Genomic DNA, 23846 nt, shown 5'->3' on the forward strand with positions numbered 1-23846 from the left:
AGTTAAGCCCGCCTGCGCAGATGGTACTGCAGTTATGTGGGAGAGTATGTCGTCGCCTTTCTTTGAAAAGCCTATCTGAAAAGATAGGCTTTTTTGTTTTACAACTCTCCGAAGTATTTGAACAACCTCTCGGCTGGTCGTCTTTCTTTAAAGAATCCTCAACATGAATTTGATTAGGATTGTTTGTTTTTATAGATGCGAAGTGTTCGGAAAACGCCTAGGCTGTTCGCCCTTATTTAATCTAAACGCATTTAAGATTCTTTTACATCCTCTAATCATGAATCTGATCAGGATTTTTTGTGTATGATAAGGTTTTTTTTATAGCGTAATTGTCGCTTTTAGACATTCATATTTTGAGAATTTTGTCGTGAGAAATTAATTTTTTCAGATAATTCATTTTTAATATCAAAAACCTTCTGAATTAAACTTTAAACAAAACTTAATTCCTTAATTTTGTGCAACATTTTATAAAAACACAATAAAAAAATATACTATGAGTTCATTTGACGTGGTCATTATAGGTTCTGGACCAGGCGGATATGTGTCAGCAATTCGTTGTGCACAATTGGGTTTCAAAACAGCAATTATAGAAAAATATTCCACTCTTGGAGGAACTTGCTTGAATGTAGGTTGTATTCCTTCAAAAGCATTGCTTGCTTCTTCTCATCATTACAGTGAAATTGCTCATTTTGCAGATCACGGTATTGAACTTTCTGGAGAAGTAAAAGTAAACCTTGAAAAAATGATTGCGCGCAAACAAGCTGTTGTTGATCAAACTTCGGGTGGTGTAAAATTTTTAATGGACAAAAATAAAATTACAGTTCTGGAAGGATTGGGTTCATTTGTGGATGCTACGCATGTTGCTGTTGCAAAAGCAGATGGAACTTCTGAAACTATTGAAGCTAAAAATATCATTATTGCTACAGGTTCAAAACCATCTTCTTTGCCATTTATCAAAATCGATAAAGAAAGAATCATTACTTCTACAGAAGCTTTGAAACTTAAAGAAGTGCCAAAACATTTGGTAATTATTGGTGGTGGAGTTATCGGAATTGAATTAGGTCAGGTATATTTACGATTGGGAGCACAAGTTTCTGTTGTAGAATATTTAGACAGAATCATTCCTGGAATGGATGCTTCATTGTCTAAAGAATTGACTAAAGTATTGAAAAAACAAGGCATGAAATTCTACGTTTCGCACAAAGTGAAATCAGTGGAAAGAAATGGCGAAGGAGTTGTAGTTCAAGCGGAAAATGCAAAAGGAGAAACCATTACACTGGAAGGAGATTATTCATTAGTTTCTGTAGGACGTCGTCCATACACTGATGGATTAAATGCTGATAAAGCAGGAGTGAAAATCTCAGATAGAGGAATGGTTGAAGTCAACGATCATTTGCAAACTAATATTCCAAATATTTATGCAATTGGAGATGTAGTTCGTGGAGCAATGTTAGCGCACAAAGCCGAAGAAGAAGGAGCTATGGTTGCCGAAATATTAGCAGGTCAAAAACCGCATATTGATTATAACTTAATTCCGGGTGTTGTTTATACTTGGCCAGAAGTGGCTGCTGTTGGACAAACGGAAGAGCAATTGAAAGCAGCTGGTGTTGATTATAAATCAGGAAGTTTTCCTTTCAAAGCTTTAGGTCGTGCTCGTGCAGGTGGAGATTTAGACGGATTTGTAAAAATTCTTGCTGATGCAAAAACAGATGAAGTTTTAGGCGTTCACATGATTGGTGCTCGTTGTGCGGATTTAATTGCTGAAGCTGTCACTGCAATGGAATTCAAAGCATCTGCTGAAGATATCTCAAGAATGTCTCATGCCCATCCAACTTTTGCGGAAGCAATAAAAGAAGCAGCTTTAGCAGCAACTGATAATAGAGCTTTACATGTGTAATTAGTTAATTACATTTTCTATAAAATAAAGAAAACCCGTTCAATTGAGCGGGTTTTTTAGTGTATAGGATTCTTTTTTAGCCTTTTGCTACAAATAAACCTTTATAGTTTTCCCAATGACTGTAAATTAAAAACAGATTCCCTAAAAATAAGAACACAGCGATTGGTATTCCTTGAGGGGACAAGAAAAAATTAATAAATAAAATGTTCAAAGTGATTGGTAGGATTAGGATATTGGCCAATGTAACGTATCGCCCAGTTAGGAATGATAGTCCACAAAGGAATTCTATTGATTTTGCTAGTGGCAAGATGTAAGTAGAGGCGACTAAACCTATATTGAAAGCTTTGAAATTTCCTGTAACTTCCGGCTCTGGTGCTAGTTTTAGAAAAAAGCTAACAGAAGCATAAAGTAATATAAGCCCAATTAAAGTCCGGATAATAATAATTGCAATTTTCATAGTATATGGTTTTTTAGAGGTTACACATTTGAGAATTATTATTTGGGAATAGCACTTTCATCCATATAGAAAATTTCCCACTGATGCCCGTCTAAATCGGCAAAACCATGTCCATACATCCATCCATGATCTTGCGGCTCCATATAAATTGAACCACCGGCATCTACTGCAGTTTTTACCATTTCGTCTACTTTTTCTCTACTATCAACATCAATTGCAATTAATACTTCGGTATTTTTATGGGCGTTGCAAATTTCTTTTTTGGTGAAGTCTTTAAATCGTTGCTCAGTAACTAGCATCACAAAAATATTTTCTCCAATAATCATGCAAGTGGCATGTTCATCAGTAAATTGTGGGTTGAAAGAAAATCCAAGTGTAGTAAAAAAATCAATCGATTTTTTAAGGTCTTTAACAGCTAAATTAAGGAAAATTTTGGAAGCCATAACGGGAATGATTTAATGATTTACAAAATCTAAAACGGATCACGCACTATCAAATTTACAAAAAAATAAGCTAATTTTAGTAAAATCGGTTATTGAAGGTTTATTTTTTGTTGTAATTTTGAACTTTAAATACCAATACTTTTTGAGAACTTCTATTTACAAGTCTATTTCTGATCCAAAACTGTTTAAAGAACAGCTTTTATTTTGGTCTCAACAGTTTCGAGAAATCATTTATTTGGACAGCAATTATTATCCACAAAAATATTCCAGTTATGATTGTGTTCTTGCCGTTGATGCATTTACTTCAATAAAAACGGATTGTCACAATGCTTTTGAGGATTTAAAACAATACCAGCAAAGTACCAAAGATTGGCTTTTTGGTTATTTATCCTATGATTTAAAAAATGATATTGAACACTTACAATCTGCCAATTTTGACGGATTAGAATTTCCGGATTTGTATTTCTTTCAACCGAAGAAATTGTTTTTATTGAGTGGGAATCAAGTTGAAATTCAATATCTCAATATGTGTGATGATGAAGTGGAGTTAGATTTTGAAGAAATTGTCAAAATTCGAAAGTCAAGAGTCGAAATAGAGGCATTGGTAACGATCCAACAACGGATTCCGAAAGAGAGTTATCTTGAGAAGGTTTCAAAAGTCTTGGAACACATTCATCAGGGCGATATTTATGAAGCTAATTTTTGTATGGAATTTTTTGCTGAAAACGCAACGATTAATCCAATTGATAAATTTATAAAACTCAACGAAATTTCTCAGCCTCCATTCGCAGTTTTTTTTAAAAATAACAACCATTTTTTACTGTCTGCAACGCCGGAACGTTATTTAAGGAAAGAGGGAGAACTGATTATTTCGCAACCGATTAAAGGAACGGCGAAGCGATTTTTAGATACAGTTGAAGATGAGCAATCAAAAACACAATTGGCTTTAGATCCAAAAGAGCGATCTGAAAATATTATGATTACAGATTTAGTGCGTAATGATTTATCTCGAACGGCACAAAAAGGATCCGTTGAAGTGCAGGAGTTGTGCAAAATTTATTCTTTTTTACAAGTGCATCAAATGATTTCTACAGTGACATCAAAATTAGATACGCAATATTCTGTTGTTGATGTATTAAAAACCACTTTCCCGATGGGAAGTATGACTGGAGCACCAAAGATTTCAGTGATGAAAATCATTGAGCAGTTGGAAGAAACCAAACGCGGATTGTATAGCGGTGCCGCTGGTTATTTTACACCAGATGGTGATTTTGATTTCAATGTTGTTATCCGAAGCATTTTATACAATCAAGAAAAACAATACGTTTCTTTTTCAGTTGGAAGCGCCATCACTTCGCAATCCATTCCTGAAAAGGAGTATGAGGAATGTTTGCTTAAAGCAAAAGCGATGCGAGAAGTTTTAAGTTAAATCCAAACGAATTAATTAAATTTGAATATGCTACAGAAATTCCAAAACCATCTTCTTCATAATTTCCAGTTCTTGAGCGGAAAAAAAATACTTCTGGCCACAAGCGGCGGGAAAGACAGTATGGTAATGGTTCATTTGTTTCAGCAATTAGATTATGAAATAGGAATTGCACATTGTAATTTTCAATTGCGTGGGATGGAAAGTTTTGAAGACCAAAATTTTGTCAAGGAATATGCTTCCGCAAATGGTATTCCGGCATTTATAACACAATTTGATACTAAAGCTTTCGCAGAAGATTATAAAGTTTCTACGCAAGTTGCCGCGCGTGAGTTGCGTTACAATTGGTTTTATGAATTATTAGAAACTGAAAAATTCGATTATATTCTCACGGCACATCATGCCGATGATAATCTGGAAACGTTCCTAATCAATTTGAGTCGTGGAACTGGATTAGAAGGTTTAACTGGAATTCCAGAGCAAAACGATAGAGTAATTCGTCCGCTTTTGGCATTTAGCCAAGAAGAAATGGAAGAATATGCCATAATAAATGACATTCAATGGCGTGAAGACAGCAGCAATGCATCTGATAAATACCTTCGGAATAAAATTCGCCATCATCTCGTTCCGATGTTAAAGGAATTGAATCACAATTTTCTGTCATCATTTCATAAAACGCAAACTTATTTGCAAGAAGCGCAAGTGATGGTTGAAGATGCATCAATTATGATTTATCAGCAAGTGGCTAAACAAGAGGATGATACTATTTATTTTGATTTAAAAAAATTAAAAAAATTACCCAATTACAAATCGTATTTACATCAATGGCTTAAAGAATTTGGGTTTTCGGCTTGGGAAGATATTTATGATTTGGTCGAAAGCCAATCTGGGAAATACGTTTTTTCGCCAGAATATAGATTATTGAAAGACAGAGATTCTTTAATCCTGAGTCCGATAAATTTCGTAAATGAAAAGGAGGAATATGCAATTAATGAAAATCAAAAAGAAGTTAATATTCCCTTAAATCTTACGTTTTGTAAAGTAGCGGACATTAGTTTAACAACGAACTCAGCTATCTTTGTTGACGCTGATAAACTTCAATTTCCTTTAGTTTTGCGCCATTGGAATGAGGGCGACAGTTTTCAACCTTTTGGGATGAATGGTAAATCGAAAAAAGTGAGCAAGCTTTTTAAAGATGAAAAATTATCCTTGCTGGAAAAAGAAAATTCGTGGCTTTTATGTTCGAATGAAGACATAGTTTGGATTATTGGTCTTCGTCAGGATGAACGTTTTAGAATAGAGAACACAACAAAGAATATATTTAAAATACAATTAGAATAATGAAGAAAATACTATTTATACTTATTGCTTTTTTGGCTTTTGCTAATGGATATGCCCAAATTCTTGATCCTGCAAAATGGACTACCAAAATAGAAAAGAAATCTGAGAATAATTACATCCTTACTTTTAATGCTATCATAGAAAAAGATTGGCATCTGTATTCCCAATTTACGGCTGACGGCGGATCTTTGCCTTTGGAAATTATTTTCAAAAATCAAAAAGGTAACTTTAATTTAGTGGGCAAAGCCAAAGAAAGTAAAACCACAACTGCTTTCAATGATGTTTTTGAAGTGAACGAAACGTACTTTGAGAAAAAAGCTCAAATTCAACAAGAAATCACGATTACAAACCCAAAGATTACAAAAATTGAAGTCAATTTGAATTATCAGGTTTGTAAAGAAGCATGTATCAATTTAGAGAAGAGTTTTACGTTTACCATTCCTGCCACTGCAAAAACAGCGGAATTACCTACTGTAGCATCAGATTTGACTACAATAGATTCAGCTAAAGTTGATACTTCAGTTGCCATTGCGGATGTAAATAAAGAACAAGTTGTTACGGCTGAAAAAGTTCCCGTTCTGGATACCAAACCTTCTAAACAAAGAGGATTATGGTCTATTTTCTTTATCGCTTTTTTATCTGGATTTGCTGCGTTGCTTACGCCTTGCGTCTTCCCGATGATTCCTATGACGGTCAGTTTTTTTACCAAACAAAGCAAAACAAAAGCAAAAGGAATTAGAAATGCCATTATTTATGGAATTGCAATCATCTTCATATATGTTGTTTTAGGATTCTTAGTGACCTGGATATTTGGAGCAGATGCACTGAATGCGTTATCTACAAATGTTTGGTTTAATATTATTTTCTTTGTTTTGTTAGTCACTTTTGCGGCGTCATTTTTAGGAGCTTTTGAGATTATGTTACCAAATTCTTGGGCAAATAAAGTCGATAATCAAGCAGATAGAGGCGGAATAATTGGAATTTTATTCATGGCTTTGGCATTAGCGATTGTCTCTTTTTCGTGTACCGGACCTATCGTAGGAACACTTTTAGTCGAAGCTGCGTCTAAAGGTGGAATTGCCCCAATTGTTGGAATGTTCGGATTTTCATTGGCTTTAGCCTTACCATTTATGTTATTTGCCATGTTCCCGGGTTGGTTGAATTCGTTGCCAAAATCTGGCGGTTGGTTGAATACGGTTAAAGTCGTTTTAGGGTTTTTAGAATTAGCTTTGGCATTCAAATTTTTGTCGAATGCGGATTTGGTTTTACAATTGCATTTCTTGGAAAGAGAAGTGTTTTTGGCAATTTGGATTGCTATTTTTGGAACATTGGCCTTTTATTTATTCGGGAAAATTACGCTCCCACATGATAGCCCAATGAGTCATATTTCGGTAGGAAGATTGTCATTAGGATTAGTAGTTTTGGCTTTTACCATCTATTTGATTCCCGGAATTTGGGGAGCACCATTAAAATTAATTTCTGGTTTCCCGCCTCCAATGACGTATAGTGAAAGTCCATACGGAGTAGGAAATTCAAAAGGTGGTTCGAATGCATCAGCTCAAATTTTGCCTGAAGGCGCACATTTAGGACCACATGATCTTATCGCTTTTGAGGATTATGAAAAGGGATTGGCTTATGCCAAATCAGTAAACAAACCCATTTTACTTGATTTCACAGGATATGCTTGTGTGAATTGCAGAAAAATGGAAGATTATGTTTGGTCTGATCCTGCGATTCTAAAAATATTACAAGACGAAGTGGTTTTAATCTCTTTGTATGTGGATGACAAAAGAGAATTACCAAAAAGCGAGCAATATATATCTAAAGAAACAGGGAAAGAAATTGTAAGTGTGGGGAACAAATGGAGTGATTTTCAAATCACAAAGTTTAAAGCTAACGCACAACCGTATTATATCATTTTAGACGCAGAAGGTACTATGTTATCTGATAAACCAGAAAGTTATAACTCAGATATCAACTCATATAAAGGCTGGTTGAGAGAAGGAATTGATCGCTTTAAAAAGGCTAAATAAAGCGTAGCATTTGGACAAAATAGCAAACGTAAATTGCACTAATTTCTAAGAAGTAATCTTTGGAAATTAGTGCAATTTGTTTTTGAATTTAGTATTTTTTACTAAATGTACTTGTTATATTTTAACTGTAGACAGGAAATTTTTTTATTCGATTATTTTCTCGATATAATCAGAATTTAAAAGGTATAAAGCGCCCATATATCGTATTTGAAAAGCGACTAAGTCTCCAATTCTATACGTCTTTTTAGAATTAGAAATATCGATAACTAACATATCAGAACTTGCATCTACAATAGTAATATCCGTGTCATCAGATTCAATGTATTGTGGCTGCATATCTAGCAAACCAATATCTAGAATGGCTCTCAGGGAAGTAATTCCCAGATCAGTGACATCGTCCATTGAAAACGAATTTCCGGCTACATTCTCTCCTAATTCACCTGTTGGCGTATTCGGCTTTTCAGTAATTTCGATGATTTCAGCATATAATTTGAAAACATCATGGTGCATTCCTTCAATTGTATTTCCAGTAAACAAGTCTTTCCCAAAGAAGAGCACTTCTCCTATTCGGAAGTGATTTACGGCCATTGGCCGGGCATTTTTTAGGAGCAACGGTATTGTAACCGAAGTTCCTCCGGAAACGAACGGAATACTGATATTGAATTTAGCTTCGATTAATTGTTTGTATAAACTCAATTGAATAAGCTTGTCCTGTGTTGGCATTACACCGCTGAGACAATTAAAATTGGTACCAATTCCAGAGATTTCGATATTTGGCATTTTTAGAATTGTACCATAAAAGGATATTAATTCTTCCCCCATAACACCTTCACGAAGGTCGCCCATTTCAATCATGATGATGATTTTGTGGGTCTTATTTTGCTTCACCGCTTCACCTGAAAGTAGTTGTATGGTATAGATTTCAGTATTAAAACTTATATCTGCATACTTAACAATACTTTCAATACTTCGTTTTGCAGGTGGTTTTATATAGACAGTTTGAATTTCAGGATCTAGTGCTTTAATTTTTTTCAAATTACTCACTCTGGAATCATGAATTTCACGCACTCCTAAAGCAATGATTTCTTGAAGGTAAATTTTATTTCCGCACAACAGTTTGGAAACTACACCCCATTCAATATTTCTGGATTTAAATGTTTCATCTAAAAACTGATAGTTTTGCTGTAATTTTTTGCGATATAATTTGATAAAGGCCATTTCTGATAATTTAAAACAAGTTGTTTAAGACGGAACTATTTAGTAAGTCTCATTTCTAGGTATTTATTAGTAAAACCTAAACTTTCGTATAATTTTTTGGCAGGATTATGAGGTTCAACGTGCAATGCAATATTTCCTTCGGTAATGGATATGGCTTTTTGCATCAATTGTTTTCCAAAACCTTTACCACGCTGGCTGTTGTCTACAGCGATATAAACCAAAATATTTTCTGGAATGTAATCTTTCATTCCAGTGTTGTTTAAAATAACAACGCCTACGATTTTTTGATCCTCTATTCCCACTACAATATTTCCTCCTTTATTGGGATTCATAACATAATCAATACATTTTTGAATGTCTTCAATGGTATCGCCGTAATGCTCTAAATGGGTATGAAGGAATAGAGTTATAATTTGATTGGTGTAGATTTTATCTTCTCCGGTTCTGTTATTAATTTGTTTAAATATCATTTTTAAAGTAATTTATTGTTAAATATGAGCAATAATTAAGCTATTGATTTTTCTAAATAGAAAATCAAATAGTATTGTTTTTTCGGTTATTTATTAGCCTGTAAATGGAATTCTTCCAAAAGGCAAGAGATGCAGAAAACTGCAAAAAAAAAGATGATTTTTTCAGAATGATTTCTGAAATAAAGGAATCATATTTCGGATTAAAACTTCGTAAAAAGAGACTTTATTAATCCCAAATAATAATTTGATATTTTACAAATATAAGGTGAATTAACTGAAAACAGCTCTTAAAATGGATAAAATGTGCTTTTTATAAGGAAAAACGATCCATTTGTGGGTTTCTTTTGTAAATAATTTAAGGCAAAGACAAAGGAATATCTGACAGAAAAAAATAACTAATTTGAATACATAAATGAATAAATTATTGTTGTGAAAGCGTTGAATAATGAGCTATTATAAAGAGCGTAAATTTCTACTTTTCATCTCATTAAAGTCAATCTGTGAATTTTAAAAAAGTTGAAATAACGATATTATATTCAGTGAGATTTTTTACCTTTAAAAACTATTTTTAACTAAAAAATTCATGAAAAAACTACTCAGTGTTTCGCTTTTTTTTATTGGTGCGGTATTATTTGCCCAAGACAATAAAGTCAATTATGTTTCGGAAAATTACACAAAAAAAGAAGTGCATATAAAGATGCGCGATGGTGCAGAATTATTTACATCAATTTACACTCCCAAAGACGTTTCTAAAAAATATCCGATTATAATGCAAAGAACGCCTTATAATTCCGGTCCTTATGGAGAAGGTCAGCTCAAAAGAAGTATTTCTCCAAGCGAAACGATGATGAAAGAAGGATATATCGTAGTCTATCAAGATGTTCGTGGAAGGTTCATGAGTGATGGATTATACGATAATATGCGCGCTTTTATTCCAAATAAAAAAGGAAAAAAAGATACCGATGAAGCTTCTGATACCTATGATACGATAGATTGGTTGGTTAAGAATGTGCCTAATAACAACGGAAATGTTGGAACTTGGGGAATTTCATATCCTGGTTTTTACGCTACATATTCTTTGTTAAGCAATCATCCAGCTTTGAAAGCGGTTTCACCTCAAGCGTGTATTGCCGATTTCTTTTTTGATGATTTTCATCACAATGGAGCATACTTATTGAGTTATTGGAAAGTGACGCCATTATTTGGCCCACAAAAAACAAAGCGTACTACAGAACCTTGGTATAAATTCACGAATACAGGATCAAATGACGATTATCAGTTTTTCTTGGATGCAGGACCATTATCGAATCTAGATAAATATTATGGTAAAGACAATGAGTTTTGGCAACAGCTGAAAGATCATTCCAGTTATGATGATTTTTGGCAAAAACGTGGGATTTTACAACATTTAAAAAATATTAAACCAGCGGTAATGACCGTTGGAGGTTGGTTTGATGCCGAAGATTTATATGGTCCTTTGAATACCTACAGCACGATTGAAAAAAGCAGCAAGAACTATAACACTATCGTTATGGGACCTTGGAGTCATGGTGATTGGGCTAGAAATTCAGCAAAACAAGTGATTGGTAATATTAATTTTGGAGACAGTATTTCCGGTTATTATCAAAAAAACATAGAAGCTAATTTCTTCCGTCATTTCTTAAAAAATAACGGTAAAGGTGAAAATAAATTACCAGAAGCTTATGTTTTTGATACCGGAAGAAAAGAGTGGAAGACCTATGAAACTTGGCCTCCTCAAAATACCGAAAAACAAGATTTCTTTTTGCAAGGAAGTCAATTAACAAAAATGGCCAAAAGAAATATTTCTTTTGAAGAATTCATCAGTGACCCAAAAAAACCGGTTCCTTATTCTGAAGATATCAAACAAGCAGGGCTTACACCAAGGAAATATATGACGGATGATCAGCGTTTTGCTGCGAGACGTCCAGATGTGATAGTTTTTGAAACAGAAGTATTGAGTGATGATACCACATTAGCAGGAGATATATTGGCTAAATTACAAGTCTCTACTACAGGAACAGATGCGGACTGGATTGTAAAAGTGGTTGATGTTTTCCCAAATGACGAGCCAGAGACTAAAGATGTTGCTCCTTATTTGAAGATGAGTAATTATCATATGATGGTGCGCAGTGAGGTTATGAGAGGACGTTTCAGAAACAGTTTTTCAAAACCGGAAGCATTTGTTGCTAATGAGAAAACACCAGTGAATATTAATTTGCAAGATGTTTTTCATACCTTTAAAAAAGGACATAAAATCCAAATTCAGGTTCAAAGTACTTGGTTTCCGTTTATTGATTTGAATCCACAAACATTTGTCGATAATATCTTTTATGCTAAACCAGAAGATTTTCAAAAGCAAACTCATAGAATTTATAATGATTCAAAAATTGAGTTTACTGTCTTAAAATAGATAATCCGTTTACTTAGAAAAAGCATTCGATTATATTTAAAAACAAAATCCCAATCTTTAAAAAAGATTGGGATTTTGTTTTTAAATAATATTAACTAAAACTAGTCTGCAAAAAATGTTTCTTATAGATGTTAATTCTTGTCTAAAGAAATTGGACAGACTGCAAAAATCATCTTTCTTTAAGTTACTTTAGAGCAAAAAAAAACTCTCTGAATTCAGAGAGTTAATTTATCTTAAGATGATTTACAAAAATTCACCATGTTGAGAAATATCTAAACCTAATTCTTCTTTTTCTTCACTTACACGAAGTGGAGTAATTTTATTTACGATAAAGAAAAGGAAATAGGAACCTACAAAAGCAAATATGGAAACAACTACTAAAGCAGTTAATTGATTGATAAATAATGTAGCGTCTCCAAAAATTAGACCTTGATTATCACCAACAACGGAGTTGATTGATTTTGAAGCAAAAACTCCAGTTAGAAGCATTCCAACCATTCCACCTACACCGTGACAAGCGAACACGTCTAAAGCATCATCAATTTTTCCTTTGTGGAAACTTCTAACCACTAAATTACTAACGATACTGGCAAAAGCTCCTATAAACATTCCGTGTGGAATACTCACAAATCCTGCAGCAGGAGTTATAGCCACTAAACCTACAACTACACCGATACAAGCTCCCATTGCAGAAAGTTTGTGACCAAGAATTTTGTCAAGAAATACCCAAGCCATTCCAGCTGCAGCAGCAGCAACAGTTGTAGTACCAAGCGCTTGTACAGCTAAACCGTTTGATCCTAAAGCCGATCCGGCATTGAACCCAAACCATCCAAACCATAATAAACCAGTTCCTAATAATACATAAGTGATACGTGCAGGATTAGGTTTTTGTGCTTTTCTTTTTCCTAAAAAAATGGCTCCTGCTAATGCAGCCCATCCAGCACTCATGTGAACGACTGTTCCACCGGCGAAATCTAATACTCCCATTTTAAAGAAAATACCATCTGGGTGCCAAGTCATATGAGCTAATGGTGTATAAATAAGTAATATAAATAAAACCATAAATAGCAAGTAAGCCCAAAAACGAATTCTTTCAGCAAAAGCTCCAGTAATTAAAGCAGGGGTAATTATAGCGAATTTTGCTTGAAACAAAGCAAATAACATAAAAGGGATTGTAGGAGCAAGACTCCATGCTGTATTTGTACCTACACCTTGAAAGAATAAATTCGGGATAGGATTTCCTATAACGCCTCCAACTGTTGGTCCAAATGATAATCCAAAAGCGATAACAACCCATAAAACAGTTACAATTATCATGGCCATAAAACTTTGAAGCATGGTACTGATGACATTTTTTTTACCTACCATTCCACCATAAAAGAAACCTAAACCAGGAGTCATGATTAATACAAGTGCTGTAGCAACAATCATCCAAGCGGTATCGCCAGTGTCAAATTTTACAGCTTCTGCCGGAGCAGGGCTATCTGTTAGAAAATAATTTGAAAAAAGGGTAAATACCAAGATTGTGATTAATATCACACTTAAAATAATTTTTCTCATTGTTTTTTAGTTTTAAATTTCGATAAAAATATAAAAAACCTTAACAACCCCCTTTATAAAAGCAATTGAATGTTTTATTTTTACGATTTAAACAATGTGTACCCCTTTTTATTGTGGGTATAATATAATATGAAGTTAAAATTTATAATTTGTTAAAGTTAGGTTAAAGGAATATTATGTTTTGATACCTAAAACCGCCTTTTGTACAAAAAATTAAGAATCCTATTCTGATTTGTCGCCGTCTTTTGTAATGACAAAAGAGATTAAACTAAAAAAGGCACTAATTGCATAGATTGCAATTAGTGCCTTTAAATTATAAATGATATGCTTATTTTAGCGTATGCATGCTTAAAATTTTATAAACCTCATTGATGTTATTTCCGCCTTTACCAAATTGTTTCACAATTGGATTATTATCGTGGTTTAACCAAATTTTTAATTCGGCATCCAAATCTAATATTCCGGCACTTTCTTTAGAGAATTTCTTAATACTGGAATATGGAATTGACATATAATCAACTTTGCTTCCAACCAATTGTTTTTCGACTAAAATCAGCCTTTTGTTGGTGAAAATAAACATATCCCGAATAAGCTTATACGCTTTTTCAATTTTTTCTCCATCAATTAAGATTGGCTCAAATTCATTCGAAACATTTTCAATGTTAACTTCAGATGCATTGCCTAAAATGGCGTTAAATAGTCCCATTATATTAATTTATTTTTGATTGTATTTTGTTTTATATCGGTCATTCAGCTTTGTTTGATGTGTTTCCAAACTTATCATCCTGCCTTGGATAAAGGCATTAGTCAGTTTATTGGTTCTCATATCTAAAGCATCGCCTTCGGAAATGAATAATGTAGCATCTTTTCCTTGCTCTAAGGTACCACATTGCGCATCAATTCCTAATATTTTAGCAGTATTTGATGTAATTAGTTGCAACGCTTTTTCTTTGTCCAATCCGTAAGCAGCACATGTTCCTGCTAAAAAAGGTAAATTTCTGGTATTCATTCTTTCATGGGCACCGCTATTTTCTAATCCTACCAGAACACCTTTATCGGTTAATAATTTTGCTGCTTTGTATGGTAAATCAATATCATGGTCATCATTTTCGGGCATATCATGAACTCTTCTTAGCAAGACGCCAATATTATTTTTTTGTAATAATTCAGCAGCTTTATAAGCTTCATATCCGCCAACAATGACCATTTTTTTAATACCATTTTCTTTGGCAAATTGTACCGCATCTATAATTTGTTTTTCCTCATTGGCATGAACAAACAGCGTTTGACTTCCATCATACAAACCTTTTGTAGATTCTAAAACTAAATTTCTTTCTTTCGAACTATCGCCTAAATACGCTTTTGCATTAGATAAAAATCCAGATAATTCTAAAATTTGTTTCGAATAATCTTTATTGGCTTCAATATTTCCAGGTTCAAATCGTGATCCACCTCTTCTAAAAGTAGTAGGGAAATTTACATGAATTCCGTCATTTTCTTTTATAATTGCATCTTTCCAATGCCATGCATCCAATTGAACAATTGACGAAGAACCAGAGATTGTTCCGCCGCGAGGCGTTATTTGAGCCATCAAAATACCGTTTGGTCGTACCGTTTCTATAACTTTAGAATCGGCAGTGTACGCTATAATACTTCTTACATTTGGATTCATTACTCCAATTTCATCTTCATCGTCAGAGGATTTTACGGCATCAATTTCAACAAGTCCCAAGGTGGAATTTGGAGCAATAAATCCCGGATACACGTGTTTTCCGCTACCATCAATTGTCACATCGAATGCTCCTGCGGCTAATCGGATTACTCTGGCATCCGCAACCAAAGTAATTTTTCCGTCCACAAATCCTATGGCACTATTCTCAATTATTTCACCGTTACCCAAGTGTGCTGTGGCATTAAGAATCAAAACAGATTTTGATTGCTTAGCGGCTGGTGTTTGTTGTGCTTTTGCAAGTATTGAGATGCTGCAGACCAACACTAAAAGATATATTTTTTTACTAATCATATTTGTATGTTTTTTTAAAATTGCTTTGTTTTTTATAAAAGCTCGGTTTTTTTGAAATTCAAATTATTCCGTTATTCTTCCATAGAATCACAGTGATATTCTGTCTTTTCTTTCTTTTTAGGTTCCTGCGTAGTCATCCCTTTATTTTTTTCTTGTAATAACTGACCTATTAGTTCACTTCTTTCTTTAGCAATTGCTACTCTTTGCGCTTCATCTTTTTTAGCATCATAATAAACAACACCTTCAATTAATGTTTTTTCAGCTTTAGCATAAATAGATAATGGATTGGCATTCCATAGTACAATGTCAGCATCTTTGCCCACCTTTATACTTCCTACTTTATCATCTATATGCAATAATTTAGCAGGATTCAATGTCACAAATTTCCATGCATCTTCTTCTGAAACATTACCGTATTTTACTGCTTTTGCTGCTTCTTGATTCAATCTTCGGGACATTTCAGCATCATCAGAGTTGTAGGCAACTACAATTCCTGCATTGTGCATAATTGGTCCGTTGAAAGGAATGGCATCATTCACTTCAAATTTATAAGCCCACCAATCTGAGAAAGTAGAAGCTCCTACGCCATGTTCTTTCATTTTATCGGCAACTTTGTAACCTTCAAGAATATGAGTGTATGTATTAACTCTGAAATCAAATTTTTCAGCTACATTCATTAACATCAAAATTTCAGATTGAACATAAGAATGGCACGAAATGAAACGTTCTTTGTTTAATATTTCGGCTAATGTTTGTAGCTCTAAGTCTACTCTTGGCGCATTTCCTTTTGCTTTTTTACCACTAGCTTTGTATGCTTTCCAAGCTAAGTCATATTCTTTTGCACGTTGGAAATAATCAGTAAAAACTTGTTCGACTCCCATCCTGGTTTGTGGAAAACGAGTAGGGTTTACGTTACCCCAATTAGATTGTTTAACATTTTCACCTAAAGCGAATTTGATGAATCCGGGTTGGTTTTTATATAGCATTTCTTCTGCAGGTGCTCCCCATTTCCATTTTACAATTGCAGAACGTCCACCAATAGGATTAGCTGAACCGTGCAATAATTGAGATGTTGTAACCCCACCAGCTAAATCTCTATAGATATTAATGTCTTCAGAATTCACTACATCTTGTATCGTTACTTCGGCACTGGAATTGTGTCCGCCTTCATTGACACCGTTTGAAATGGCAATGTGTGAATGTTCATCAATGATTCCGCTGGTTAAATGTTTTCCTTTTGCATCAACAATTGTTGCGGATGCATCAGCAATATTTTTCCCAACAGAAGCTATTTTTCCGTTTTTCACCAATACGTCTGTTTCTTCTAAAATACCGTCTTTTTCATTGGTCCAAACGGTAGCATTTTTAAAAAGTATTGTTTCTGCGGTAGGTTTCTTTAGGTTACCATAAGCAACATTTGGAAATGTTGTTGGGATAATCATGTTGTTTTTTTCAATTTTAGAAGAATCAATCGCTTTTACAAATGGAGCCGTTTTCACTGCTGACCATTTCACTTCAGTACCATTGAATAAAACTGCTTTTCCAGATAAATTTTGTGTGTCTTCGATGTATCCAATTAATCTTGTGAAGCTCGTTTTAGTAGAATCATTAGGTTTGATTACCGTAGAAATCCAATTATTGGTCATCGTCAGTTTTGACTTGATTTTTTTAGAATCTACTGTAGTGATTTCTGATTTTGGTGCAGTAATCTCCCCATCAATTTTCCATTTGTATTTTTCAGCGTTAATAGTTAAATCATAATTTCCACGAATGTCTTTCGTAGCAATGTCGTTGACAACAAATTTGTTTCCTTGAACCCAGTTTTCATAGAGCACTGTTTTTTCTTCGAAAATTTCTCCGGATGTAATCACAAAGTTGGCTAAGCTTCCTGCTTTCAAAGTTCCCATTTCGTTGCTTTTTCCTAAAAGCGCAGCAGGAATTGTAGTCAATGCTTCTAATGCTTTGGTTTTATCAAAACCATATTTTATGGCTCTCAAAAGATTGGGTCTGAAATCCTCCATCTTTTTTAATTTGTCTGTCGTCAATGCGAAAACAATTCCATTATCAGATAAAACTTTAAGGTTGGTAGGCGCTTGGTTCCAAAATCGTAAATCTTTCAATTCCATTTGGTTCGCTTGGTTCGGATCAGAAACATCATAGGCTTCAGGGAAATTGATTGGAATAATAAATTTCGAATTTGTTTTTTTGATTTCCTCAATACGTTCAAATTCATTTCCGTTTCCTTTTAAAACGTAATTTAAACCAAATTCCTTCGCAATTTTGGACGCTCTTAAACTGTTTAATTTGTCTTCAGAAGCAAATATTTGAACTAATTTTTCATTATTTGCCATGGCCTCCAATGATAAATCTTTGGTTGTTGAATTTCCTTTTTTGTACCAGTCTAAATCATAATACATTTGGCGTAACAATGCCATCATTCCCATTAATGAGCTTGGATACGATTGATTTGTGGTTACACTTTTAGTAAAAGCAAAATGATTGGTCACTTTATCAGATAGCAATTGATTCTTTTTTTCAAAGTTATTCAAAGCGATTAAAGTTCCTGATCCGCGAGCAATTCCGTCTGGTATGTGCGTTCCGACAACACCAAATCCAGCTTTCAATAATTCTTCGGCTTTAGGTTGGTCGTATTTAAATGCTTCGTATGCATTCAATTCTGAACGAATGCTCTCATTCCAATAAAAACCGGATCTTTTTGTATCATACAAAGGGTTTCTTTCAGTTGTTCCTTTTGGTTTTTCGATTCCAAAACTCGTGTAAATATCAATAAAAGAAGGATAAATGGATCTTCCTTCTAAGTTGATTGTGGTACAATTTTTTGGAATGGAAATGTTAGTTCCAACGCCAATTACTTTTCCGTTTTGTATCAGTAAAGTACCTTTTTCAACAACTTGTGTTGGTGTCACATAGATTTTTGCATTGGTAAATGCGGTAAAATTGCTGGTTTTGTTTTGAACACTTTCATTGTTAGGAAAGTATTCTTGTGCATAAGTTTTTGGCAGTAAAAAACTGAAAAATAACAGAAGTAAGATTTTTTTCATAGTAAGGTTTCTAATTATTTTCTAAAAGTAGAAAAATGCTAATAGTATACCTTCAATTTTTTTAATTTTAACATTTTGTTTTTGCGAAAAATGTATCATATCGGACTGTAATATGTAATATTTGAAGTATTTTTTGATGAAATTTTAGTTATTCACTATTTTATTGGAATTTGTGTAGGATTTATAATAATAATAAGAAAAGTTTTCTCTAATTTTAGAATCAAATAAAAACAGATGCTAGTTAAAGTTTTTGGAAGTGCAGTTTTTGGAGTCGAAGCCACAACGATTACTGTTGAGGTAAATATTGATAAAGGGATTGGTTATCATTTAGTTGGCTTGCCAGACAATGCTATCAAAGAAAGCAGTTACCGTATTGCAGCAGCACTCAAAAATAACGGCTACGCCATGCCAGGTAAAAAAATCACCATCAATATGGCTCCTGCTGATTTGCGCAAAGAAGGCTCTGCCTATGATTTGACTTTAACGATTGGAATTTTGGTGGCATCCAGGCAAATCAATGCAGAGGACGTTGATAAATACATCATTATGGGGGAACTTTCCCTTGATGGCAGCCTTCAACCAATAAGAGGTGCTTTACCCATTGCCATTAAAGCCAAAGAAGAGGGTTTTAAAGGTTTTTTTCTTCCAAAGCAAAATGTAAAAGAAGCCGCGATTGTTGCAGGATTAGATGTGTATGGAATCGAAAATGTTCAGGAAGTAATTGATTTCCTCGAAGGAAAAGGAACGCTGGAACCAACAACAATAGACACGCGAGCTGAATTTTATAAAACATTAGACTTTCCAGAATTTGATTTTAGTGATGTTAAGGGACAAGAAAGCATCAAGCGTTGCATGGAAATTGCCGCAGCCGGAGGACATAATATTATCTTGATTGGACCGCCGGGAGCAGGGAAGACCATGCTTGCCAAACGTTTACCGAGTATCTTGCCGCCCATGACGTTGCGTGAAGCACTAGAAACCACCAAAATTCATAGCGTTGCCGGAAAATTGAAGGAAGTAGGATTGATGAATCAACGGCCGTTTCGAAGTCCACACCATACAATTTCGAATGTCGCATTAGTGGGCGGCGGAAGTTATCCGCAACCGGGCGAAATTTCTATGGCGCACAACGGCGTTTTGTTTCTGGATGAATTGCCGGAATTTAAGAGAGACGTTTTGGAAGTGATGCGTCAACCGCTGGAAGATCGAGAAGTAACAATTTCCAGAGCTAAATTTACGGTTACTTATCCGTCTTCTTTTATGTTGGTGGCGAGTATGAATCCAAGTCCAAGTGGTTTTTTCAACGATCCGGATTCGCCACAAACTTCTTCGCCACATGAAATGCAACGATATTTGAGTAAAATTTCAGGACCATTATTAGATAGAATTGATATTCATATTGAAGTGACTCCAGTTCCCTTCGACAAATTATCCGAAGATCAAAAGGCAGAAAGTAGTGTTGATATTCGGAAAAGAGTGACTGCGGCAAGAGAAATCCAAACGGAACGCTTTGAGCAAATGGAAAATATCCATTACAATGCTCAAATGAATACCAAACACATTCGGGAGTATTGCGCTTTGGATGATGTTTCCAAGCAATTATTGAAAACGGCAATGGAACGATTGAATCTTTCTGCTCGGGCATATGACAGGATTTTAAAAGTAGCACGCACGATCGCTGATCTTGATGCCGCACCAATAGTGGTTTCCAGCCATATTGCTGAAGCCATTCAATATAGAAGTTTGGATCGTGATGGTTGGCTGGGGTAAATTAGATTTCAGATTTTTGATTAACGATTTTTGATTTTAGATGTTTCACGGCTGCAAAATTGAGAATACGCACGCGTTAGCGGTGAAAAAGAAAAGTATAGAAATAAATACGTCAAAAAAGAGATTTCGAGAGAAATCTCTTTTATTTTTGCCAAATGTTAGAAATTCTGTACCAAGACGAATATATTATTGCAATTAATAAACCAAGTGGATTGTTAGTTCACAAATCGTTTTACGCGCGCGATGCAAAAGTTTATGCGATTCAAGAATTGAGAAATCAAATAGGAGGGCAACACGTTTATCCTGTTCATCGGTTAGATCGCAAAACATCTGGTGTCTTGTTATTTGCTTTGGATAAAGAAGTTTTAAAAATTATGAATGATCGTTTTGCCACACGCGAAGTCGAAAAAAAGTATTTAGCAATTTTGCGTGGCTGGTCACCTGATGAACTAACGATTGATTATGATTTAACCAATGATGATGGCATCATACAAAATGCAATAACCTACTTTCATCGATTGCAAACTACCGAAATTGAGTTAGAATTTAACAATAAACCAACCTCACGATATTGTTTGGTAGAAGCGATTCCTGAAACGGGACGTATGCATCAATTACGAAAACATTTCAAACATATTTTTCATCCCATTTTAGGAAGTCGACCACATGGTTGTAACAAACAAAATAAATTATGGTTGGAGCATTTTGAACTGAAAGGAATGATGCTTCATGCACATCAGTTGATTTTTAATCATCCCATAACAAATGAACCACTCATCTTGAATGCAAAGATTAATGAAGAGTTTAGCAGAGTAGGTACTATTCTTAAGCTAGATTTGAAGAAGTATGAATAGAATACTGATTTGTAAAGTAGTGCTTTAAATTATTGTTGTATTTGGAAACAATAGTTTTCAGTATAAAGAGGAACAGATTTCAGATTTTTGATCAACGATTTTTAACCTCTTCAAAATCGATGATGCGATTGCTAGCGAGAGCGTCCCGCTCGTGCCCATTATAAATTTATAATGATTTACTTTTGTAAGTGTTCACGAGCGGGACGCTCTCGCTAGCGGGGGCAAACATATTTTAAATTTTACTTGAAGTTACAACAAATTCTATTCCAAATCATTTTTCATTTTCTTTTTTAAAAGCTTTACTTTATTCTTAAACTCTTCATCATTAATAATTTCCAAATCATATAAATTTTTTAATTGTTTGTACTCCTTGGATTTATTAAACTTAACTTGTTTTTTTGCTATAAGCGTTTCTGTTTTAATTGGGATTATCTCTTCTTCATTTTTATTAGATATAACTTTCTTTACAATGAAAAAACCAAAAATTAAAAGCGTGTATATAAAAAACTCGGTTGAATCATAAGACGGAAATAAACCATTAAAATAGAAACCATCATACCAACTTTTATAAAAATCAACAAATGGATAAAAACTACTTTCAGATTTATAAGGACTATATTGAACAAGATTTGTACCATACGCAGTGCCATAATATCCCTCAGTTTTTACAGAATTTGTAAATAGGCATACATAGTAATCATTATCAGTGTTTTTTATTTTTGGAGACAGTCCAAAATAATTTACAAAAAGTGCGAAACAATTAATTAGCATTAAGATTAATATTATCTTCTTTTCTTTATCTGTAAAGTTTAGGTATTTCATTATATTTAAGTATAAATTTAAATTATTTTTCTAGTTTTTGTTTGTTAAATGTAGTTATTTTTCCCTACTTTAGGGAAAAATTTTTAAATTATGACTACTCAAGACAAAGTAAACACACTAGTTAAAATATACAGCACTTTTGATAAAAATATACTTTCTAAATCTCTTTCGAGAGTCAGGTTTGTAATTACAACACATCAACACGAAACCGATAATAATACAGTTAAAATAAAAGATACTGACGAAATTAATGATGTAATAACAGAGTTTAATGAACAAGTTGGTCTTAAACCTTTGGGTTTTGTAATTGAAGACGCAAGGCTTTTAAAATCTATGGGCGGTTATATTATAATACAACTTTTAGATATTAATATAGTTAGTTGATATTACCTTCAACTAGGATAATGTATGGCAAAATCATACCAACCCACCCAATTTAGGATAGATGGGTATGAAAACGTTCATACTATTTACTTCAAATATATTGATTTTTTCTTACAATTCATCTAGCTCTTTTAGGTTTGTCGAATGAATTTTCAAAATGGTATTATGAAAGTAAAAAACGATATAAATAGCCCCGATAGAAATGAAAAACCTTCTTAGAGCTGGTGTTCAGCCCTAAGAAGGTTTGTAATGTATAGCGGGAAATACGTTCTAAAAAAGTGAACTCATTCTGCTCCTAAAAAAAAATAAAAATTAATTATCTATTAGAACGTCGGTCATTATTTTGACTCGGACGTCTTGGACCAAAACTGTTATTGCTGCTTCGGTTTGTAGTGTCTGTTTTTGGTTTTCGCGGAGTTGAATCGCGTTGTTGTCTTCCTTGTCCTTGTTTGATAGGTTCTTTGGAAGCGTTAGGATCGGGTTCGAAACCTTTGATGTTTTCTTTAGGCAAATTCAAACCCACTAATTTTTCGATATCACGCAAAAAGACCGTTTCGTCTGGACTGAATAACGAAATAGCTTCACCATTTGCTCCAGCTCTTCCTGTACGACCAATTCGGTGAACGTAATCTTCAGGAATGTTAGGCAATTCAAAATTGACCACATGCGGTAACAATGGAATATCCAGACCTCTGGCCGCAATATCGGTAGCGACTAAAGCGGTCAGGCTTCCGTCTTTGAAACCTGCTAAAGCTTTGGTTCGTGCGCCCTGACCTTTATTTCCGTGAATGGCAGCTGCTTTGATTCCGGCACTAATCATGCTTTCAGTCAGTTTATTAGCACCTTGCTTAGTACGGGTAAAAACCAAAATTTGCTTCCAGTTTCCTTCCGTAATCAATTTAATGATCAGTTCTGTTTTTTTCTCTTTGGCAACAGGATATACTATTTGAGTAATAGCATCCACGGTTGTGTTTTCCGGAGTTGCTTCTACGTGAACGGGATGGTGCAAAATGCCCATCGCCAATTTCTTGATGTCTTTTGAAAAAGTTGCCGAAAATAGTAAGTTTTGTCTTTTTGAAGGCAATACTTTCAAGATTCGTTCGATGTCTCGTAAAAATCCCATGTCCAACATACGGTCAGCCTCGTCTAAAACTAAGATTTCCACTTTGGCAAGTGATATTAAACCTTGGTTTTGCAAATCGATTAATCGACCTGGAGTGGCTACTAAAATATCGACACCCTGACGCAATTGAGTTACCTGGGGATTCTGGTTTACACCTCCAAAAATTACGGTGCTTTTTAAGTCTAAAAATACACTGTATTCCTTGATGTTGGCTAATATTTGTGCGGCTAATTCTCTTGTTGGTGTCAATATTAAGGCACGAATAGGTCTTTGTCGCAATTGTTGACCCTGTGATAATAGTTGTAAAATAGGTAATGTAAAACCGGCTGTTTTTCCTGTTCCTGTTTGCGCAGATGCTAAAACATCTTTACCTTCTAATATTGGGGGAATTGCTTTTTGTTGTATTGGAGAGGGAGTTGTGTACCCTTTTTTGCTGATGGCTTTAAGTAAAGCATCAGATAAACCTAATGAGTTAAATGACATAAATGGTGTTTATAAAGTAAACACTATTATTTAGGTTACTTTTTTAATT

18 protein-coding genes are annotated in these 23846 nt (G+C 34.2%); 8 read left to right on the top strand and 10 right to left on the bottom strand.

Annotation, left to right across the window (positions count from 1 at the left end; translation table 11 throughout):
• Positions 1-493: 493 nt before the first annotated feature.
• A complete protein-coding gene (gene lpdA / locus BC952_RS07345) occupies positions 494-1897 on the top strand; it encodes a dihydrolipoyl dehydrogenase (protein ID WP_113665525.1) in 1404 nt (467 codons plus the stop codon).
• Between the two features lie 76 nt (positions 1898-1973).
• Here the strand turns inward: lpdA and BC952_RS07350 are convergent, their stop codons facing one another.
• Together BC952_RS07350 and BC952_RS07355 are read right to left on the bottom strand one after the other, a co-directional pair.
• Complete coding sequence (locus tag BC952_RS07350) at positions 1974-2354, bottom strand: DoxX family protein (protein WP_121364991.1); 381 nt, start codon at positions 2352-2354, stop codon at positions 1974-1976.
• A gap of 38 nt (positions 2355-2392) precedes the next feature.
• Positions 2393-2797, bottom strand: coding sequence for a VOC family protein (locus BC952_RS07355; protein WP_121364992.1), 405 nt, complete (start codon positions 2795-2797; stop codon positions 2393-2395).
• Positions 2798-2939: 142 nt separating this feature from the next.
• Between BC952_RS07355 and BC952_RS07360 the strand changes: the two genes are divergently transcribed.
• From BC952_RS07360 to BC952_RS07370, 3 genes are read left to right on the top strand one after another with little or no spacing between them, the layout of a single operon-like run.
• The gene (locus BC952_RS07360; RefSeq protein WP_121364993.1) at positions 2940-4226 is read left to right on the top strand and encodes an anthranilate synthase component I family protein; all 1287 of its coding nucleotides are present in this window, start codon (positions 2940-2942) and stop codon (positions 4224-4226) included.
• A gap of 27 nt (positions 4227-4253) precedes the next feature.
• The gene (gene tilS / locus BC952_RS07365) at positions 4254-5564 is read left to right on the top strand and encodes a tRNA lysidine(34) synthetase TilS (RefSeq protein ID WP_121364994.1); all 1311 of its coding nucleotides are present in this window, start codon (positions 4254-4256) and stop codon (positions 5562-5564) included.
• On the top strand, positions 5564-7597 hold the full coding sequence (locus BC952_RS07370) for a protein-disulfide reductase DsbD family protein (protein WP_121364995.1): 2034 nt from the start codon (positions 5564-5566) through the stop codon (positions 7595-7597). Before tilS ends, BC952_RS07370 begins: the two co-directional genes overlap by 1 nt.
• 144 nt (positions 7598-7741) lie before the next feature.
• On the opposite strand, the gene BC952_RS07375 is transcribed toward BC952_RS07370, so the two are convergent.
• The gene (locus BC952_RS07375) at positions 7742-8815 is read right to left on the bottom strand and encodes an alanine/ornithine racemase family PLP-dependent enzyme (RefSeq protein WP_121364996.1); all 1074 of its coding nucleotides are present in this window, start codon (positions 8813-8815) and stop codon (positions 7742-7744) included.
• Between the two features lie 35 nt (positions 8816-8850).
• Complete coding sequence (locus BC952_RS07380; protein ID WP_121364997.1) at positions 8851-9285, bottom strand: GNAT family N-acetyltransferase; 435 nt, start codon at positions 9283-9285, stop codon at positions 8851-8853.
• Between the two features lie 583 nt (positions 9286-9868).
• On the opposite strand from BC952_RS07380, the gene BC952_RS07385 reads away from it, so the two are divergent.
• Positions 9869-11716 (top strand): CocE/NonD family hydrolase, encoded by a 1848-nt coding sequence (locus BC952_RS07385; protein ID WP_121364998.1) that lies wholly within the window; start codon positions 9869-9871, stop codon positions 11714-11716.
• A 243-nt stretch (positions 11717-11959) separates the two neighbouring features.
• Here BC952_RS07385 and BC952_RS07390 read toward each other — a convergent pair whose 3' ends face one another.
• The 4 genes from BC952_RS07390 to BC952_RS07405 all read right to left on the bottom strand — a co-directional run bounded on the left by BC952_RS07390 (position 11960) and on the right by BC952_RS07405 (position 18361).
• A complete protein-coding gene (locus tag BC952_RS07390; RefSeq protein WP_121364999.1) occupies positions 11960-13276 on the bottom strand; it encodes an ammonium transporter in 1317 nt (438 codons plus the stop codon).
• Positions 13277-13604: 328 nt separating this feature from the next.
• Positions 13605-13982 (bottom strand): PH domain-containing protein, encoded by a 378-nt coding sequence (locus BC952_RS07395; RefSeq protein ID WP_091171087.1) that lies wholly within the window; start codon positions 13980-13982, stop codon positions 13605-13607.
• A 9-nt stretch (positions 13983-13991) separates the two neighbouring features.
• Complete coding sequence (locus BC952_RS07400) at positions 13992-15299, bottom strand: amidohydrolase family protein (protein ID WP_121365000.1); 1308 nt, start codon at positions 15297-15299, stop codon at positions 13992-13994.
• Between the two features lie 71 nt (positions 15300-15370).
• Positions 15371-18361 carry an amidohydrolase family protein gene (locus tag BC952_RS07405; protein WP_121365001.1) on the bottom strand — a complete coding sequence of 997 codons (2991 nt, stop codon included), beginning with the start codon at positions 18359-18361 and terminating at the stop codon, positions 15371-15373.
• 234 nt (positions 18362-18595) lie between these two features.
• On the opposite strand from BC952_RS07405, the gene BC952_RS07410 reads away from it, so the two are divergent.
• Together BC952_RS07410 and BC952_RS07415 are read left to right on the top strand one after the other, a co-directional pair.
• A complete protein-coding gene (locus BC952_RS07410; RefSeq protein WP_121365002.1) occupies positions 18596-20131 on the top strand; it encodes a YifB family Mg chelatase-like AAA ATPase in 1536 nt (511 codons plus the stop codon).
• 155 nt (positions 20132-20286) lie between these two features.
• The gene (locus tag BC952_RS07415; protein ID WP_121365003.1) at positions 20287-20985 is read left to right on the top strand and encodes a pseudouridine synthase; all 699 of its coding nucleotides are present in this window, start codon (positions 20287-20289) and stop codon (positions 20983-20985) included.
• A 261-nt stretch (positions 20986-21246) separates the two neighbouring features.
• On the opposite strand, the gene BC952_RS07420 is transcribed toward BC952_RS07415, so the two are convergent.
• Positions 21247-21807, bottom strand: coding sequence for a hypothetical protein (locus BC952_RS07420; protein ID WP_121365004.1), 561 nt, complete (start codon positions 21805-21807; stop codon positions 21247-21249).
• A gap of 90 nt (positions 21808-21897) precedes the next feature.
• On the opposite strand from BC952_RS07420, the gene BC952_RS07425 reads away from it, so the two are divergent.
• Positions 21898-22191: a hypothetical protein gene (locus tag BC952_RS07425; RefSeq protein WP_121365005.1), complete on the top strand. Its 294-nt coding sequence runs from the start codon at positions 21898-21900 to the stop codon at positions 22189-22191.
• 316 nt (positions 22192-22507) lie between these two features.
• Here BC952_RS07425 and BC952_RS07430 read toward each other — a convergent pair whose 3' ends face one another.
• On the bottom strand, positions 22508-23797 hold the full coding sequence (locus BC952_RS07430) for a DEAD/DEAH box helicase (protein ID WP_121365006.1): 1290 nt from the start codon (positions 23795-23797) through the stop codon (positions 22508-22510).
• Between the last annotated feature and the right edge of the window lie 49 nt (positions 23798-23846).

Origin of the sequence: Flavobacterium limicola, assembly GCF_003634755.1 — a bacterium.
GTDB lineage: Bacteria > Bacteroidota > Bacteroidia > Flavobacteriales > Flavobacteriaceae > Flavobacterium > Flavobacterium limicola.